We start from the raw sequence: 17986 nt of genomic DNA, 5'->3' as shown, positions 1-17986 counted from the left end.
AGGCTAATGTTGCACTGTCGAGACAGGACTGGTCGCATCTCAAAAGAATTCCGTGAAGGAATGCAAGCGACCCTTGGAATTGAGGCTCAGGACAGCTTGGAGGCTGGACACATGGTATCACGAATTGCAGGCGGCATTGCACTCGCGCTCGTCGGGTGGATGACAACCGGCGCGCTGGCGCAGGAAACAAGCACCAATCAGGTCGCCGCCAAGACCGCATGGAGCGTGTTCGAGGACACCGACCCACGCGAATGCTGGGCGGTATCGGCCCCCACGGAAACCGTCAACACGCGTGACGGTCGCGTCGTTGCCGTGCGGCGGGGCGATATCCTGCTGATGACGTTCTTTCGGCCCGGCGCGGGTGTGCAGGGTCAGATCACCTTTACCGGTGGCTATCCGTTCGCGGGCGGCTCGACCGTCAACATGAACATCGGCGGCAGCGAGTTCGAGCTGTTCACCGAGGGCGAATGGGCCTGGCCCGCCAGCACCGAGGATGACGCCAAGATATTGGCGGCGATGAAACGCGGGGCCGATGCCGTGCTGACCGCGCGTTCGGCCCGCGGCACCCAGACCAAGGACACCTTCTCGCTGCTGGGCTACACCGCCGCGGTCGAAGAAGCCGAGAAACGCTGCCAGTAACGCGGCGGATCGTGGGTAGATCAAGCGGCGGGCCGGATCGGCACCGCCGCTTTTTCATTTTTTCATGGCTGATTTGTCTCGCCTCAGCGCAGCACCTTGCCCTCGGGCCATTCCATCGCGGTGTCGAGCCGGATGGTCTGCGTTTCACCGGCGGGCAGGTCGAACTCCCAGGCGAGGATGCCGCGCATGTCATCGACATTTTCTTCGGTGGGCTTGGGCGTCGCGCTCCAGGTGATCTCCAGATCGTTCTGTTCCGACACCGGCACCCGGTCGAGCACGCGCAGCGGCCAGGCCATGCCGGTCAGGTTCTCGACCTCGATCGCCACGGCCTCCGTCATCTCGTTTGATTTGCGGATCAGCCCCCGGTCGCCCTCGTTGCGGTCGCGCAGGGTGCGGCTCAGGCGCAGCCCGTCGATGGGGCCGAAGGACAGGTCTGCCTCGTCCCCGGCGGCGATCAGGCCAAGGCCGCGCTGCCCCACGTAACGCCCATCGAGATAGAACCGCGCTTGGGATGTCGGTAGCAGGATTTCGTCTGTCTCGTTGGTGAACTCCGCCATCAGATAGGCGGTCTGATCCAACATCGGTACGGCCTGCGCGACAATCTCGGCCTGCGCCTCCAGCGAACCCAGCATCAGCCGCACGTGATCGGCGCCCGTGGTCACATCGACCGGACCCGGATAGCTGTAGGTCACCGAAAGCCCGTCGAAATCGGCGTCGGCGACCACGGCACGCTCCATCTCCGCCGCGGGCGCGGCCATCGACATGAGCGCATCGGCGCCTTTCTGACGCGCGAGGGGCCGGATTTCTTCGGGGTCGACGATGCGCGGCACCCAGGGCCAGATCTGCCCGGGCTGCGTCTGCTCGGACGGGCGCGCGGTCGAAAGGGTCAACGCCACGTCCTGCCAGTTCTCGCCGGTCGATTGACGCACAAGGGCCCCACGCTCGATCCGCAGCGCACCGCTGGCGCGCGCGAGATGCAGATCGTAAAGCGGCTGCCAGCCTGCATCGGCGATGGTGTAGGTCACGACCATGCGCCCCTCGGTGGCGGTGTCGGCTGATACCGCAACGGCGAGCATTGCGCGCGCCTCCTCCTCCGGGACCAGCGCCTTGAGCGCCTTGCGCGCCGCCTCCAGCGCCTCTTGCTGATCGGTGAGCGCGCGCTCGGCGGCGTCGGCGCGGCGGGTGGCCTCGAGCGCGGTCTGCCGCGCGGCGAGGGTCTCGGTGCCGATCATCTGCGATAGCGCGCGCAGCCGGTCGATCTCCAGCGCCGCCGCACCGTCGCCCTGACCGATCCGGTCGAGAAATGCGAGCCGGGCGCGCGCTGCCTCGGCCTCAAGCCGGATATCGTCGATCCGCGCGCGAGCGGTGCGCATCGCCTCTTCCAGCCGCTCCACCTCGGCGCGGGCCGCGAGGAGTTCGGCGCTTTCGGCCATATCGCGGGGCGGCACGTAATCGCGGCGTGTCGTCACCCCGCCCATGCGCGCGCCGTCGATGCTGACCCGCACCGACCCGAGCGGCGTGCCGCGCGGCAGATCGGCAAGGATGAGATCATGCGTTCCGGCCGGTGCAGCAAAAGGCACCTCGCGGATCACGGTCGCACCTTGCAGATATAGGGTCACCGCACTGACCCGGCTGGACAGCGCGATATCATCGGCAAGGGCCGGGGAGGCCACGAGCAACAGCGGAAGACATAGGGCACGCATGGGGCAAGACTCCTGAAAAACCTGACGGATACTTCCGACCACAGGCCTCGAAGCGCAAGCGCGCACCACCGCGATGCGCGGATTCACGCCATGCGACCGATCAGCAAAGCCGGGCGGTCAGGGTAATTCGTCCTCGGGGATGATGCGGAAGAACGCGCCGCCCGACCACAGGCCGAACCAGCCGTCTTGCCGATCCCCAATCTCGACGAGGCGGTAAAAGCTCTTGCGGTCGATGAGCGCCTCGAGATTCGCCCGCACAAGCACATACGGCGCGGGCTCTCCGGTCTCGGGGTCACGCTCTACCCGAATCGGATGGTCCGGTCCGGCGGTGACGTGATCGCCCACATTGGTCTCGAATCGCAGATTCTGATCCTGCCCTGCCCCCTCGGCCTCGACATCGACGGCGACAAACGGCGCATCATCGACGGTGATCCCGACCTTTTCCACAGGGGTGACCAGAAAATAATCATCCCCGTCGCGGCGCAGGATCGTCGAAAAGAGCCGCACCAATGCAGGCCGCGTGATCGGCGTGCCCTGGTAGAACCATGTGCCGTCACGGGCGATGCGCATGTCCAGATCGCCGCAAAACGGTGGGTTCCAGTCCTGCACCGGCGGCAATCCCCGGCCCTCTTTCGCGACCGCGCGGGCAGAGGCGGCGATGCCCTCGGCTGACGGTGTTGTGACGGATTCTGTGCTCATTGCTTTTGCCATTTCTGTCTAGCGCGATACACTCTAGGTCTAGGATATAGTTCTGACAGGAGTTTTGCCATGACCGATGACCCCGATCTTCTCGCCGGTCTCGACGCGCTGGAAGGCAAATTGGCGCAGGCCCGCGCCTCGATCACGCGGCGGTTCATCGGTCAGGAGCGGGTGGTCGACCTGTCTCTCTCGGCGCTTTTGTGCGGCGGGCACGGGTTGCTCATCGGTCTGCCCGGTCTCGGCAAGACCCGACTGGTGGAAACGCTCGGCACGGTGATGGGGCTCAATACCAACCGGGTGCAGTTCACCCCCGACCTGATGCCAGCCGACATTCTCGGCAGCGAGGTGCTGGAGACCTCGGAGGACGGAAAACGCGCCTTCAAGTTCATCGAAGGGCCGATCTTTTGCCAGCTTCTGATGGCCGACGAGATCAACCGCGCCAGCCCGCGCACGCAATCGGCGCTGTTGCAGGCAATGCAGGAGCGGCAGGTGACGGTCGCGGGGCAGAACCGCATGCTCACCCCGCCGTTTCACGTGCTGGCCACACAAAACCCGATCGAACAGGAGGGTACATACCCCCTGCCCGAGGCGCAGCTTGACCGGTTCCTGGTGCAGATCGAGGTGCCATACCCTGACCGCGACACCGAACGCGCGATCCTGCTCGCCACGACAGGAGCCGAGGAAGAAGAGGCGCATGGCGTATTTACCCCCGAGGAACTGATCGACGCGCAACAGATGCTGCGCCGCATGCCGGTGGGCGAAAAGGTGATGGAGGTCATTCTCGATCTCGTGCGCGCCTGCCGCCCCGAGGATGCGAGCGCCGACGAGAGGGTGCGCGAGAGCGTCGCCTGGGGCCCCGGCCCGCGCGCCGCACAGGCGCTGATGCTGACGGTGCGGGCGCGGGCAATGTTGCAGGGCCGTCTCGCGCCGGATGCCAGCGACGTGGCCGCGATGGCGCAGCCGGTGCTGGGGCATCGCATGGCGCTCAATTTCGCCGCAAGGGCACGCGGCGACAGCCTCAACGCATTGATCGCGCGCATGGTCGAGGACGTGACACAGGTTCAGGCCGCCGCCTGACATGGAAGACACCGTCCATACCCTGCGCCCCCGCGCCGAGGCAGAGGCCGCGCGCCTGCCGCCGCTTCTGGCGCGGGCCGAGCATCTGGCGGGCACCGTCCTTCTGGGCGAGCATGGCCGCAGACGCGCGGGGCAAGGCGACGATTTCTGGCAATACCGCCCGGTGCAGCAGGGCGACAGCCGCCGGATGATCGACTGGCGCCGCTCGGCCCGGTCAGACGCGCAGTTCGTGCGGCAACGCGAATGGCAGATCGCGCAGAGCGTCATGCTGTGGGTCGATCCTGCCGCCTCGATGCGGTTTTCCTCGGACAAGGGCCTGCCCGACAAGGCAGATCGCGCGCGGCTTCTTGCCTTGGCGATTTCGGTGCTGTTGCTGCGCGGCGGCGAACGGGTGGGCCTCACGGGCACCGCCCTCCCCCCTCGTCGCGGGCAGGCGCAGCTGGCACGGCTGACACAAGCGCTCACGCTCGACAGCGAAGAGGATTATGCAAGCCCCGACATGGCCGGCCTCGTGCCACATGGCCGGGCGCTCCTGATCTCAGATTTCATGGGCGATCTGGCGGGGCTGCGCGCCGCATTGACCAAGGCGGCGGATCGCGGGGTGCGCGGCGTGATCTATCAGGTGCTCGACCCGGCGGAAGAGGCGTTTCCCTATCGCGGGCGCACGATTTTCGAGAGCATGGGCGGCACGCTGGCGCATGAGACGCTGAAGGCCAACGACCTGCGCGACCGCTATCTGGAGCGTTTGGCCGAGCGCAAGGCCGAACTGGCCGCGCTTTGTGCCGCGACTGGCTGGCGGCACGGTCTGCACCACACCGGCGATTCGGCGCAATCGGCGCTCTTGTGGCTCTATCGCGCGATCGACAAGGGGGTGGGCGCATGATGCTCGGTCCCATCGGATTCGCCGCACCGTGGCTGTTGCTGGCGCTCGCCGCCCTGCCCATCCTGTGGATTATCCTGCGCGCCGTGCCGCCTGCGCCGATCCGGCGGCGGTTTCCCGGCGTAGCGCTGCTTCTGGGCCTCACCGATGACGATACGGTGACCGACCGCACGCCGTGGTGGCTGTTGCTTCTACGGATGCTGGCCGTCGCGGCGGTGATCGTGGGGCTGGCGGGGCCGGTGCTCAACCCGCGCGCGGACGGCGAGGCGGCAAGCCGCTTGCCGCTCCTGATCGTGACCGACGCAAGCTGGGCCAACGCGCGGGACTGGAACGCCCAAGTGGCGGTGATGGACGGCCTTCTGGCCGAGGCGGGCCGCGACGGGCGCGCCGCCGCGATCATGGAGTTGAGCGACCCCGAAGCGCCGATCTTTCGCGCCGCCGAGACATGGCGCAGCGGCTTGCCGGGGCTGACGCCCGCGCCCTGGGCCCCCACCCCCGAGACGCTGGAAGCGGTGGCAGAGATGCTGGGCGAAGACGGGTTCGAGACGCGCTGGTTCTCGGACGGGCTGGCGCATGACGGGCGCGACGCGCTGCTGGAGGCGCTGGAGGCGCGCGGGCCGGTCAAGGTGCATGAAAGCCCCCGCGCGGTGATGGCCCTGCGCCCCGCGCAACTGTCCGACGGGCTGGTCGATCTGACGGCGCTGCGGGCCGTCCCTGACGGCACACGCGAGATCACCGTCAACGCCCACGGCCTCGACCCCGCAGGCATCCCGCGCGTGCTGGCGAGCCTGCCGATGACGTTTGAGGACGAGGCGACCGAGACCACCGGCGCGCTCTCGCTGCCGCCCGAATTGCGCGCCCGCGTTACCCGGTTCGAGATCGCCGGTGAGACGCAGGCCGGGGCCGTCACGCTCACAGATGACGGGCTGAAACGGCGCGAGGTGGCGCTGATTGCGGGCCGCGAGGATCGCGAGGGGTTGGAGCTTTTGTCGCCGCTGCATTACCTTGAACAGGCGCTGGTGCCGACCGCCGATCTGCTCGACGGCGCGCTGATGGATGTGCTGCCCGCCAACCCCGATGTGATCGTGCTGGCCGATGTGGCGACGCTTTCGGGGGCCGAGCAGGCGGCCTTGCTCGAATGGGCCGAAAAGGGCGGGCTGCTCTTGCGCTTTGCCGGGCCGCGCGTCGCCGCAAGTGATGTGTCGCGCAGCGAAGAGGCCCCGCTGATGCCGGTGCGCCTGCGCGCGGGCGGTCGCACGGTGGGCGGCGCGATGAGCTGGGGAGAGCCCAAGGCGCTCGCCCCCTTCCCCGATGGCAGCCCGTTTCAGGGGCTCGATATTCCCGGTGACGTGACGGTCAGCGCGCAGGTCATGGCACAGCCTGATCCAACGCTGGCCGAGCGCGTGATCGCGCAACTGACCGACGGCACGCCGCTGGTCACGCGCAAGCGGATCGGCGCGGGGCAGGTCGTGCTTTTTCACGTGACCGCCAATGCCGAATGGTCGTCCCTGCCGCTCTCGGGCCTCTTCGTGCAGATGCTGGAACGGCTGGCGGTATCCTCGGCCATGGCCCCGCCGGACATGGCGGAACTGGAGGGCACCACATGGCAGCCCGTCGAGGTGCTCGACGGGTTCGGGCGGCTGGATGACGCGGGCACGCGGCCCGGCGTGGCAGGCGAGGATGTGCTCGATGCCCCGCTTGGTCCCGATCTCCTGCCGGGGCTTTATGACGGGCCGGAGCGGCGCGTGGCGCGCAACGTGGTGACCGCCGAGACAACCCTGACCCCCATGACATGGCCCGCGCGCATCCCCGTAGAAGGGCTGGCCCGCGCGCCTGAAACCCCGCTTGGCGGGTGGTTGCTCGCGACCGCGCTTGTGCTGTTGACGGCGGATATTCTGGCCTCGCTGGCGCTCTCGGGGCGGCTCTGGCCTGCGCGCGCGGCGGCGGTTCTAGTGTTGGCGCTTAGCCTTGGCGCGCCGCAACAGGCGCAGGCGCAGGAAAACGATGCCCGCGCGATTCAAGCGACGTCCGAGGTGGTGCTCGCGCATGTGATCACCGGCAACACGCAGGTGGACGACGCCTCGCGCGCCGGGCTGCGGGGTCTGGGGCGGATGCTCACCTTCCGCACCTCGATCGAGCCGGATCCCCCGATCAGCGTCAATCTTGAAACCGATGAACTGGCGTTCTACCCGATCCTCTACTGGCCGATCACCCCGGATCAGCCCACCCCGTCGGCAGAGGCTTATGTGAAGCTCAACGACTACCTTCGCAGCGGCGGCATGATCGTGTTCGACACCCGCGACGCCGATGTGGCGGGGTTCGGGGCCTCTTCGCCCAATGGCGCGCGGCTGCAACGGCTGGCCGCCCCTCTGGATATTCCGCCGCTGGAGCCGGTGCCGGAGGATCACGTGCTGACCCGCACGTTCTATCTGCTCAGTGATTTTCCGGGCCGTCACACCGGCCGCGCCGTCTGGGTCGAAGCCGCACCGCCTGATGCCGAACGCATCGAGGGCATGCCGTTCCGCAATCTCAATGACGGGGTGACACCGGTGGTGATCGGCGGCAATGACTGGGCCTCCGCCTGGGCGGTGAACGAGCGCGGCGATCCGCTCTTTCCGGTCGGGCGCGGCTATGCCGGAGAGCGGCAGCGCGAACTCAGCTACCGCTTTGGTGTCAATCTGGTGATGCATGTGCTGACCGGCAATTACAAATCCGATCAGGTCCATGTGCCTGCTCTGCTGGACAGGTTGGGCCAATGACGGGCAGCGTGATTTTCGACCCACTCCTGCCGGTCTGGCTGATTGCCGTGCTGGCACTGCTTGTGGCGTCGGGGCTGGCCCTCGCGCTCTGGCGGGGCCTCTCGGGCTGGGCGTTTCGCGCACTGGCCGGGCTTGTGGTGCTGGGCGCGCTGCTTGGCCCCGCCTATCAGCAGGAGGACCGCGCCCCGCTCAGCGATATCGTGCTGCTGGTCGAGGATGAAAGCGCCAGTCAGGGCCTTGGCGACCGCGAGACGATGACGCAATCGACCGCCGATGCGCTCGCCGCCCGGCTGGAGGCGCGCGACAATACCGAGGTGCGGCGCGTGTCGGTGCCGGATGCGCCCGAGAATGGCGGCACGCTGGCGATGACAGCCCTGGCACAGGCCATGGCCGAGGAACCGCGCGGCCGCATCGCCGGGGTGATCATGCTCTCTGACGGGCGCATTCACGATGCCGACCGCGCGCCGGACATGCCCGCGCCGCTGCACCTTCTGCACAGCGGGCGCGAGGGCGACTGGGACCGGCGGTTGCGCGTCGACAATGCCCCCGCCTTCGCCATTCTGGACGAAGAAGTGCGTCTCACGCTGACCATCGAGGATGACGGCGCGGCCCCCGACGGCGTGGACGAGGTGCCGCTCGACATCTCCATCGACGGTGAGGAACCGCGCCGCTTTTCGGTGCCTCTGGGCGAAGAGATGACCCTGCCCCTCACCCTGCCGCATGGCGGGCGCAACGTGCTGCAGTTCACCACGCCGATGGCCGAGGGCGAGTTGACCGACCGCAACAACACCGCGTTGGTGCAGATCAACGGCGTGCGCGACCGGCTCAGCGTGCTGCTGGTCTCGGGGCAGCCGCATCCCGGCACGCGGACATGGCGCAACCTGCTGAAATCCGACAGCTCGGTGGACCTCGTGCATTTCACGATCCTGCGCCCGCCCGAGAAACAGGACGGCGTGCCGGTGCGGGAGCTGTCGCTCATCGCCTTTCCGACGCGGGAGTTGTTCCTTGAAAAGGTTGATGATTTCGACCTGATCATCTTTGACCGCTACCGCCGTCGCGGCATCCTGCCCTCGATTTACCTCGAAAACATCCGGCAATATGTCGAAAAGGGCGGCGCGGTGCTGCTGGCGGCTGGCCCGGATTTTGCCGGGGCCGAAAGCATATATCGCGGCCCGTTCGAGGAACTGGTGCCCGCCCGCCCCACCGCGCGGGTGGTGGAAGAGGGCTATCGACCCGACGTCACAGACTTGGGCGAGCGTCATCCGGTCACCGCCGGGCTGGAGCGTGATTTCGGCGCCGAATGGGGCCGCTGGATGCGGCAGATCGAGGTGACGCCGACGGGCGGCGACGTGGTCATGTCCGGCGTAGGCGACCGCCCGCTCCTGATGCTCGACCGCGTCGGCGAGGGGCGCGTGGCGCTGCTGGCGTCGGATCACGCCTGGCTCTGGGGGCGCGGGTTCGAGGGCGGCGGGCCGCAACTCGAATTGCTGCGCCGTCTGGCGCATTGGATGATGAAGGAACCGGAGCTTGAGGAAGAGGCGCTCTGGGCCGAGGCGACGGGCCAGCAGATGCGCGTCATCCGCCGGTCGCTCTCGGATGAGGTCGGGCCGGTCACGATCACCACACCCTCGGGCGAGGTGGTGGAGCGTGATCTCGAAGAGGTCTCACCGGGGCGGTTCGAGACGCTTTATGACGGGCCCGAGATCGGGCTCTACCGGCTGGAAAATGGCGAGGAGAGCGCGGTGATCGGCCTGGGCCCCGCAGCCCCGGTGGAGTTCGAACGCACCATTGCCAGCGACGCCGCCCTGCGCCCGGTGATCGACGCCACCAATGGCGGCGTGCAGGCGATGGCCGACGGTGTGCCGCGTATCCGCGAGGTGCGCGAGGGCCGCCCCGCCGCCGGGCGCGGCTGGATCGGGATCACGCCGCGCGGGGCCTATGAGACGATGAGCGTGAGCCAGATGGCGTTGCTGCCGCCTTGGCTGGTGCTGTTGCTGGTCTCGGGACTGATCCTTGCGGGCTGGCTGCGCGAGGGGCGTAGGTAGGGGGCGAGGGTTGGCCTGGAGCGGACCTTTGCCGTGAGCCGCGCATCGACGGGCCGCGGTACGGCGATCCAAAATCAGATTGGTAGCGCTTTATATCAGCCAAGCCCGAAAAACATCCGCGCACAGAGCAGGTTGCAGCCAAATCGCCGTGCCGGGGGGCGGCCCGGCGATGCGCGGCGGCCTTCGGCCTTGTTCCGCGCAGGTGCTACAATCTAACGACAGCTCTAGGCCAAAACCTGACCTACGGCTCCAGTTCCACGCGCACCGGCTCCTCGCTCCAACCATCGACGGAACAATGCGCCTTGACGAAAATCTCGCGTGTGCCGTCGGGAATCTGGAGGTTCGTGAGCGAGCGGGTGAACGGCTGCTCGTTCACATGTGGATGATGCAAAACCCGATATCCGAGGCGATTGCCCTCGGCGTCCAGCACTTCCCAGCCATCAGCATAATGGTCCCAGCCGGTATCGGGGTGCTCGAGCGTGACATCGACGCGCCAGGACATTCCCGATTTCTCGACCTGAACGTCGAGAATCGCGGGCTCATGCGCGGTGGCGGCAGTGGCGAGACAACAGGCGGCAAGGCAAGAGATGATCTGTTTCATACCCTCCACCATAGCGCGAAAACGTTTGTCTTGCACTCACGTCTGTGTGTGGTTTTCCGCAGTATCGGGCTGCATCAGCACCGCGCGCGAGGCAGAGGCGAATTCGCGCCGGAGCAGGACCAGCGCCGTGATCGTGGCCGCCGTGATCAGCGCATAAGCCCCGAGCAGCCAAGCCGTCGCGGCAAGCGCGCAATAGAGCGCACGAAGCCCCCGATTGAACCCGCGCGCGGCGGTGATGTTGATCTCTGCGGCCTTGCGCGCCCGAGGCAGGGCCGCCGAATGATCCGGTTGGTTCGGCACGGCCCCCATGAGCACCGCACAATAGCCGAACAGCCGGTTGGACCAGACGAATTTGAGAAAGCCGTTGACCAGAAACAGAACGATCAGGAGAATTTTCACCTCCCAGACGATGATCGGGCGTTGCCCGGCACTCAGATCCCCGGCAAGGCCGATCACCCGTTCCAGGTCGCCCAGAAGGGCCAGCGCCCCGCCGATGGCAATCAGCGTGGCCGAGGCGAAAAACGAGGTGCCCTGCCGCAATTGCCCGATCACCTGAGAGTCGAAGATTCGCGGATCGCGATCGACGAATTGTACCATCCATTCACGGCGGTAGTCCGCCATCAGGTTGGAGGTGGACGGCCAGCGGCGCGGCGCGTTCTCGATCAGCAGGGTCATTCCGATCCAGACCCCGAGCAGCAGCAGCACACCGACAAGGTCGGGAAGTGTGAAATGCGACAGCTCTGGCGGCAAGGCGTCCATCGGGCTCAGAACGGGCGCACGACCACGGCCCATAGAACCGCAATCGCGCCGAACACGCTGATTTCGTTGAAGATGCGCAGAAAGCGGTCGCTTTCGGAAAATATGCCCTTGCGGGCCCGCAGCACCAGCCGCCCGGTCCAGCCGTAATGCAAGGCAAGCGCCAGTACGAGCGCCAGCTTGAGATGTGTCCACGCCGGCCAGCCCAGCCAATTCGCGAGGTAGAGCCCGGTCGCGATGGCGATCACGCCGAGACCGAGCGAAAACCGGTAAAGCCGGATGGTCAGGTCGCCAAGCGGGCCGAATTCGCCCAGCCTGTCCCATTCGCGGTGCCAGTAGATCAGCGCGCGCGGCACGGCGAAAATCGACGTCATCCAGCCCATGACGCAAAGAATATGTATGATCTTGACCCAATCCATGTGCTTTCCCTTGCCCCAGCGCGCCAAGCTGCGCAAGTGTCAGAGGGTCGCGCCGATGAAAAAGGACTCGCAACATCGGCAAATTGGTTATATAGTTTTACCAATCTTAGGAGGTGCGCATATGCAAATGCCTGACCCGAATCCCGCCATTCTCGCCAAGAAGGCCGCGCTTGTAGAGCGTCTGCAAGAGGTTCTGCCCGCCGACGCGGTGATCACCGACGCGGCCGAGACGCGGGCCTATGAATGCGACGCGCTGACCGCCTATAAATGCCCGCCACTCGCGGTGATCCTGCCCGCCTCGACGCAAGAGGTCTCGGAGGCGCTGGCGATCTGTCACGAGATGGGCGTGCCGGTGGTGCCGCGCGGGTCTGGCACGTCGCTGGCAGGTGGCGCGCTGCCCACGGCGGATAGCGTGATCCTTGGCGTGGCGCGGCTGGCCGATGTGCTGGAGACCGATTACGACAACCGCTTTATCCGGGTTCAGACCGGGCGCACCAACCTGAGCGTCACGGGGGCGGTCGAAGAGCATGGGTTCTTCTACGCACCTGACCCGTCAAGCCAGCTGGCCTGTGCCATCGCAGGCAATATCGCGATGAATTCGGGCGGCGCGCATTGCCTCAAATACGGCGTGACCACCAACAACCTGATGGGCGTGACCATGGTTCTGATGGACGGCACCGTGATGGAACTGGGCGGCGCGCATCTGGAGGCCGAAGGCTATGACCTGCTGGGTCTGATCTGCGGGTCCGAGGGGCAATTGGGCGTGGTGACCGAGGCGACATTGCGCATCCTGCGCAAGCCAGAGGGCGCGCGGCCCGTTCTCATCGGGTTTGATTCGAACGAGGTGGCCGGGGCCTGTGTCAGCGACATCATCAAGGCGGGCGTTTTGCCGGTGGCGATCGAATTCATGGACCGCCCCTGCATCCGCGCGACCGAGGATTTCGCCAAGGCGGGCTATCCTGATTGCGAGGCGTTGCTAATCATCGAGGTCGAGGGATCGGATGCCGAGATCGACGAGCAACTGGCCCTGATCGAGGGGATCGCGCGCCAGCATGACCCGGTGGAACTGCGCCAGAGCCGGTCCGCCGAGGAAAGCGCCAAGATCTGGCTGGGCCGCAAATCGGCCTTTGGCGCCATGGGCAATATCAACGATTACATGTGCCTCGACGGCACCATCCCGGTCAGCCAGCTGCCTTACGTTCTGCGCCGCATCGGCGAGATGTCGGCGCAGTACGGGTTGGACGTGGCGAATGTGTTTCACGCGGGCGATGGCAACATGCATCCGCTCATCCTGTTCGATGCCAACAAGCCGGGCGATCTGGAACTGTGCGAGGAGTTCGGGGCGGAGATCCTCAAGCTCTGCGTCGAGGTGGGTGGATGTCTCACCGGCGAGCATGGCGTGGGTATCGAGAAACGCGACCTGATGGCGCATCAGTATGCGCCAGATGATCTGGCCGCGCAGATGGACGTCAAGGATGTGTTCGATCCCAAATGGCTGCTCAACCCGGCCAAGGTCTTTCCGCTCGATTCCTCCGACCCGCGGCGCGCGGCCTGACGTGATCAACCCGGGGGTTTCACCCCCGGACCCTCTGAGTATTCTTGGCAAGAAGAAACAGCATGACACCGAAAACCGAGGCGGAACTCGCCGAGATCATCACCGGCGCCGAAGGGCCGCTGCGCATCGAGGGCGGCGGCACACGCCCCCTTGGGCGGGCCTCGAACGGGGCGCGGCTGAGCACGTCCGGGCTGACGGGCATCGAGCTATACGAGCCCGGCGCGCTGACGCTGGTTGCCAAGTCGGGCACGCCGCTGGCGGAGATCGAGGCGGCGCTGGAGGCCGAGGGGCAGCGGCTGGCCTTCGAGCCGATGGATCATCGCGGGTTGTTGGGCACGAGCGGCACACCCACCATCGGCGGCGTGGTGGCCGCCAATGTCAGCGGACCGCGCCGCATTCAGGCAGGGGCCTGCCGCGATTTCCTGCTGGGCGTGCGATTTGTCGATGGGCAGGGGCGCATCGTAAAGAATGGCGGGCGGGTGATGAAGAACGTGACCGGCTATGATCTGGTTAAGCTGATGGCCGGGAGTTACGGCACATTGGGCGTACTGACCGAAGTGGCGCTCAAAGTGCTGCCGCGCCCCCGCAGTACCGGGGTAATGCGGGTTGAGGGCCTGAGCGACACGCAGGCGATCACCGCGCTCAGCCGTGCGCTCGGCTCTCCTTACGAGGTGACCGGGGCGGCGCATCTGCAACGCGGTTTGGATGGGGCACCGGTGACGATGATCCGGCTGGAAGGGTTCGAGAATTCCGTGGCCTATCGCGCCGGAGAGTTGCAATCGCTGCTGGCGGAGTTCGGTAGTTTCACGCTGGAGACCGACCCCGAAAAGACCGAGGCCGATTGGCACTATGTCCGGGACGTGGCCCCGTTTCACGGGCGCGACGGCGATGTCTGGCGCATCTCGGTCAAGCCCACGGACGCAGCCGAAATCGTGGCCGATCTGGCCGGAACAGAGGCGCTCTATGATTGGGGCGGCGGGCTGATCTGGCTGCTGGCCCCCGAAGGATCAGGCGTGAGCGCGGGCAAGCTGCGCGCCACTTTGGCAGAAAAAGGCGGGCACGCGATGCTGATCCGGGGGGATCGGAGCCGCGCCACATTCCCGCCGCTGCCCGCGCCGGTGGCCGACCTGCAAGAGGGGCTGCGGCAGAAATTCGACCCCCGTCAAATCCTCAACCCCGGCCTGATGGCGCAGGGCGAAACCGCCTGAGCCGCGCCCGGAGAGATAGCATATGAAGACCGAATTCACCGCCGAACAGCTCGAAGATCCAAAGATCGCGCGCGCCAACGAAATCCTGCGTTCTTGCGTGCATTGCGGGTTCTGCACCGCCACCTGCCCCACCTATCAGGTTTTGGGCGATGAGCTCGATAGCCCGAGGGGGCGCATCTATCTCATCAAGGACATGCTGGAGAATGACCGCGACCCGGACGCAAAGACGGTCAAGCATATCGACCGCTGCCTGTCCTGTCTGGCCTGCATGACGACCTGCCCCTCGGGCGTGCATTACATGCATCTGGTGGATCAGGCTCGCGAATATATCGAGGAACGCTACAAGCGGCCTGTGGGCGACCGCGCCCTGCGTTGGATATTGGCGCGCATCCTGCCCTATCCGATGCGCTTTCGCGTCGCTCTGCTCGGGGCCAAGATCGGGCGGCCCTTCGCGCGGCTGATACCCGATGCGCGGCTGCGCGCGATGCTGGAGATGGCGCCCAAACAGGTGCCGCCCGTGAGCCGCAATGACGATCCGCAGACCTTCCCGGCGCAGGGCACACGCAAGAAGCGGGTCGCGCTGATGACGGGCTGTGCGCAAAAGGCGCTCAACACCGATATCAACGACGCCACCATTCGCCTGCTGACCCGGCTGGGCTGCGAGGTGGTAGTGGCCGAGGGCGCGGGCTGTTGCGGGGCGCTGACGCATCACATGGGCAAGACCGAGGAAAGCCATGCGACGGCGGCGAAGAACATCAAGGCCTGGGCGCGCGAGATGGACGGCGAGGGGCTGGATGCCATCGTGATCAACACATCCGGTTGCGGCACCACGGTCAAGGATTACGGGCATATGTTCCGGCTGGAATCGCTCGCGGCGGATGCAGCTCGGGTGAGCGATATCGCGATGGATGTGAGCGAGTTGCTGATGCAACTCGACCTGCCCGACGGTGCGGATAAGGAGATGGTGATCGCCTATCACGCCGCCTGCTCGCTCCAGCATGGACAGCAGATAAAGACCTATCCCAAGGATCTGCTCAAGCGTGCCGGATTCAGCGTCGTGGAACCGGCCGACAGCCACCTGTGCTGCGGTTCTGCTGGCACCTACAACCTGATGCAGCCGGAGATTTCCAAGAAGCTGAAGGATCGTAAGATCCGCACGCTGGAGGCCAAGCAGCCGGACGTGATCGCGGCGGGCAATATCGGATGCATGATGCAGATCGGCTCGGGCACCGGCACGCCCGTGGTGCATACGGTCGAATTGCTCGACTGGGCCACCGGCGGGCCGAAGCCGCCCGCGATGGCGCGTGCCGCGACAGGCATGTCGGGGGTTCCGATCCTGCGCTGAGCCGGTCATATTCTGGCCCCAAACGCCTGCTAACCGACAGGCGTAATGATGTGCCGGAGGTCCGATGCTGCGCCCTGTTCTTGTCACCCTTTTTGTCATGCTGGCCGGCAGCGCCATTGCACAGGATAGCCGCCTGGAACGGCTGGATGTGGGCGACGCCGCGCGACAGTGGGAGGCTGTGGGGCGGCTGGAACTCGGCGGGCGCGGGTTCTGCACTGGCGCTCTGGTGGCCCCCGATCTGGTGCTGACGGCGGCGCATTGCCTTTACGATCGCGCCACCGGTGCGCGGGTCGATCACGGTCGTATCGAATTCATGGCCGGGTGGCGCAACGGGCGCGCCGTGGCCTATCGCACGATTCGCCGGGCCGTGGTCCATCCCGATTATGATTTCGACGCCGAGGTGACGGCGGACCGGGTACGCAATGATCTGGCGCTTCTGGAACTGCATCACCCGATCAACAACACCCGCGTCACCCCGTTCGAGACCGACGAGCGCCCGCGCAAGGGGCAGGAGATCGGCGTGGTCAGCTATGCCAAGGACCGCTCTGAGGCCCCGTCTCTCCAGAACGTGTGCAAGGTGATGGCGCGCCAGCAGGGGGTGCTCATCATGTCCTGCGATGTCGATTTCGGATCGAGCGGCGCGCCGGTCTTTTCCTTCGAGGGCGGGCAGCCGCGCATCGTGTCGGTGGTCTCGGCCATGGCCGAGGTGGAAGGGCGCAAGGTATCGCTCGGCACGCAACTGGTGGCCCCGCTGCAAACCCTGCGCGCCGCGCTCGACGCGGGCCAAGGCGTGTTTCAGGATGCCGCCCCCAAGACCTTCACCTTTGGCGAGCGGCGCGACACCGGCGCGAAATTCGCCAAGCCATGATCGGGTCACGGCATATCCCGGCCCTTCTTGCCGCGCTCTGCCTGTGGGCTGGCGGGGCCGTGGCACAATCGAGCGGTCTGATCAGGCTGACCGACCGCGATGACCTGTTCGGCTGGGAGGCGGTGGGCCGCGTGGATATCGGGCGGGCTGGATTCTGCACCGGGGTGCTGATCGCGCCCGATCAGGTGCTGACAGCCGCGCATTGCGTCTATGACCGCGCCGGTCAACCCGTCGCCGCCGAAACGATCCGCTTTCGCGCCGGGCTGCGCGATGGCGAAGTGATCGCCGAGGCCAGGGTGACCGGCTATGCCACTGCCCCCGACTATGATCCGCAGGGCGGAACGCGGGTCGAGAACATCCGAAATGATGCGGCCCTCCTGCGCCTCGCCAACCCGATCAGCAGCGCGCTTGCCGCGCCATTCGCGGTGCATGAACGCCCTCGCGATGGCGAACGCGTGAGCGTCGTCTCTTACGGGCGCGACCGCGACAAGGCCCCCTCGTGGCAGCGCGAATGCAACATGCTGTGGCGCGCCGAGGGGATCATGGGCTTTGATTGCAACGTGATCTTCGGGTCGTCGGGCGCGCCGGTCTTTGCCCGGCACGGCAATCGCGCGCGCATCCTGTCGCTGGTGAGCGCAGGCAACTGGCAGGGCGAGGACCGGCGCGCCTACGGTATGGACCTGAGCACGCTTCTGCCCATGCTCAAACGTGATCTGCACGCCGCCACCGCCGGACAGGCAACCGTCAATCCCGGCTTCAAGCGGGTGCAGGTCGGTGAGGGCAAGCGCGCATCGGGCGCGCGTTTCGCCAAACCCTGAGCCATTCCATCCGCCTCTTGACAGGGGTGGCACCGCTTCCCAAATCAACTCTACCCGGTGCCACGTGATGGGCCGGGGCACGAACAGGCCTGTCCCCATGGGAAGGCCGTCAGAACAGGTATCGCTCAAAGGAGGATGACCCATGCGCAACTTTGATCTTGCACCGCTCTACCGGGCAACAGTCGGATTCGACCAGATCGCCGACCTGCTGGACCGGGTAATGGCCAGCGACGTGACGCAGCCCACCTACCCGCCCTACAATATCGAGAAGACCGCCGACGATGCCTATCGCATCTCGATCGCCGTCGCGGGCTTTGGGGCCGACGACCTCAGTGTCGAGGTAAAGGATGGCGCGCTTGTCGTCTCGGCGGCCAAGGCCGAGGATGACAGCCACCGCAGGTATCTGCATCGCGGCATCGCCACCCGCGCGTTTGAGCGCCGGTTCCAGCTGGCCGATCATGTCCGGGTGACGGGGGCGTCGCATGCCGATGGCATGCTGCATATCGACCTGGAACGCGAAATGCCCGAGGCGCTGAAACCCCGCCGCATTTCGATTGCCAGTGGCGATCAGTCCGTTGCCAAGGATGTGGTGGACGCCGAAAAGGTGAACTGAG

The 17986-nt window shown here is 66.2% G+C and carries 16 protein-coding genes; 11 read left to right on the top strand and 5 right to left on the bottom strand.

The annotated features are described in order from the left end of the window. Positions 1 to 159: 159 nt before the first annotated feature. Positions 160 to 639, top strand: a complete 480-nt coding sequence (locus tag PVU19_RS03190; RefSeq protein ID WP_235575763.1) for an invasion associated locus B family protein — start codon at positions 160 to 162, stop codon at positions 637 to 639. Positions 640 to 722: 83 nt separating this feature from the next. On the opposite strand, the gene PVU19_RS03185 is transcribed toward PVU19_RS03190, so the two are convergent. Both PVU19_RS03185 and PVU19_RS03180 read right to left on the bottom strand, forming a co-directional pair. Next, the gene (locus PVU19_RS03185) at positions 723 to 2342 is read right to left on the bottom strand and encodes a DUF4139 domain-containing protein (protein ID WP_050662348.1); all 1620 of its coding nucleotides are present in this window, start codon (positions 2340 to 2342) and stop codon (positions 723 to 725) included. A gap of 117 nt (positions 2343 to 2459) precedes the next feature. Then, entirely contained in the window at positions 2460 to 3041 is a 582-nt protein-coding gene (locus PVU19_RS03180; protein ID WP_050662349.1) for a DUF1285 domain-containing protein, read from the bottom strand. A gap of 69 nt (positions 3042 to 3110) precedes the next feature. On the opposite strand from PVU19_RS03180, the gene PVU19_RS03175 reads away from it, so the two are divergent. Genes PVU19_RS03175 through PVU19_RS03160 form a run of 4 tightly spaced genes read left to right on the top strand, consistent with a single transcriptional unit; the run spans position 3111 to position 9802 of the window. Continuing rightward, entirely contained in the window at positions 3111 to 4118 is a 1008-nt protein-coding gene (locus PVU19_RS03175; RefSeq protein ID WP_050662350.1) for an AAA family ATPase, read from the top strand. 1 nt (position 4119) lies between these two features. Then, on the top strand, positions 4120 to 5001 hold the full coding sequence (locus tag PVU19_RS03170; protein WP_050662351.1) for a DUF58 domain-containing protein: 882 nt from the start codon (positions 4120 to 4122) through the stop codon (positions 4999 to 5001). Continuing rightward, positions 4998 to 7757, top strand: coding sequence for a DUF4159 domain-containing protein (locus PVU19_RS03165; protein ID WP_200901850.1), 2760 nt, complete (start codon positions 4998 to 5000; stop codon positions 7755 to 7757). The genes PVU19_RS03170 and PVU19_RS03165 overlap by 4 nt, the downstream gene beginning before the upstream one ends. After that, complete coding sequence (locus tag PVU19_RS03160) at positions 7754 to 9802, top strand: hypothetical protein (RefSeq protein ID WP_050662353.1); 2049 nt, start codon at positions 7754 to 7756, stop codon at positions 9800 to 9802. Before PVU19_RS03165 ends, PVU19_RS03160 begins: the two co-directional genes overlap by 4 nt. A 241-nt stretch (positions 9803 to 10043) precedes the next feature. Here the strand turns inward: PVU19_RS03160 and PVU19_RS03155 are convergent, their stop codons facing one another. From PVU19_RS03155 to PVU19_RS03145, 3 genes are read right to left on the bottom strand one after another with little or no spacing between them, the layout of a single operon-like run. Then, positions 10044 to 10403, bottom strand: coding sequence for a hypothetical protein (locus PVU19_RS03155; protein WP_050662392.1), 360 nt, complete (start codon positions 10401 to 10403; stop codon positions 10044 to 10046). Positions 10404 to 10439: 36 nt separating this feature from the next. Next, positions 10440 to 11195, bottom strand: coding sequence for a DUF599 domain-containing protein (locus tag PVU19_RS03150; RefSeq protein WP_274789880.1), 756 nt, complete (start codon positions 11193 to 11195; stop codon positions 10440 to 10442). Continuing rightward, the gene (locus PVU19_RS03145; RefSeq protein ID WP_050662393.1) at positions 11168 to 11578 is read right to left on the bottom strand and encodes a CopD family protein; all 411 of its coding nucleotides are present in this window, start codon (positions 11576 to 11578) and stop codon (positions 11168 to 11170) included. The genes PVU19_RS03150 and PVU19_RS03145 overlap by 28 nt, the downstream gene beginning before the upstream one ends. A 121-nt stretch (positions 11579 to 11699) precedes the next feature. Here PVU19_RS03145 and PVU19_RS03140 point away from each other — a divergent pair, with 121 nt between their 5' ends. The 6 genes from PVU19_RS03140 (at position 11700) to PVU19_RS03115 (ending at position 17985) form a co-directional block, all read left to right on the top strand. Continuing rightward, positions 11700 to 13133, top strand: coding sequence for an FAD-linked oxidase C-terminal domain-containing protein (locus PVU19_RS03140; protein WP_050662355.1), 1434 nt, complete (start codon positions 11700 to 11702; stop codon positions 13131 to 13133). A 62-nt stretch (positions 13134 to 13195) separates the two neighbouring features. Next, positions 13196 to 14341, top strand: coding sequence for a glycolate oxidase subunit GlcE (gene glcE, locus PVU19_RS03135; protein WP_050662356.1), 1146 nt, complete (start codon positions 13196 to 13198; stop codon positions 14339 to 14341). 22 nt (positions 14342 to 14363) lie between these two features. Further along, positions 14364 to 15686, top strand: coding sequence for a glycolate oxidase subunit GlcF (glcF, locus tag PVU19_RS03130; RefSeq protein WP_050662357.1), 1323 nt, complete (start codon positions 14364 to 14366; stop codon positions 15684 to 15686). Between the two features lie 64 nt (positions 15687 to 15750). Next, the gene (locus tag PVU19_RS03125) at positions 15751 to 16554 is read left to right on the top strand and encodes a trypsin-like serine peptidase (RefSeq protein ID WP_050662358.1); all 804 of its coding nucleotides are present in this window, start codon (positions 15751 to 15753) and stop codon (positions 16552 to 16554) included. Continuing rightward, positions 16551 to 17372, top strand: a complete 822-nt coding sequence (locus PVU19_RS03120; RefSeq protein WP_050662359.1) for a trypsin-like serine peptidase — start codon at positions 16551 to 16553, stop codon at positions 17370 to 17372. The genes PVU19_RS03125 and PVU19_RS03120 overlap by 4 nt, the downstream gene beginning before the upstream one ends. Positions 17373 to 17514: 142 nt before the next feature. Continuing rightward, complete coding sequence (locus tag PVU19_RS03115; RefSeq protein ID WP_050662360.1) at positions 17515 to 17985, top strand: Hsp20 family protein; 471 nt, start codon at positions 17515 to 17517, stop codon at positions 17983 to 17985. Position 17986 lies beyond the last annotated feature (1 nt).

The organism is Roseovarius tolerans, assembly GCF_028885395.1.
GTDB lineage: Bacteria > Pseudomonadota > Alphaproteobacteria > Rhodobacterales > Rhodobacteraceae > Roseovarius > Roseovarius tolerans.
The sequence above is the reverse complement of the archived record's forward strand: the minus strand, read 5'-3'. Positions and strand labels throughout refer to the sequence as shown.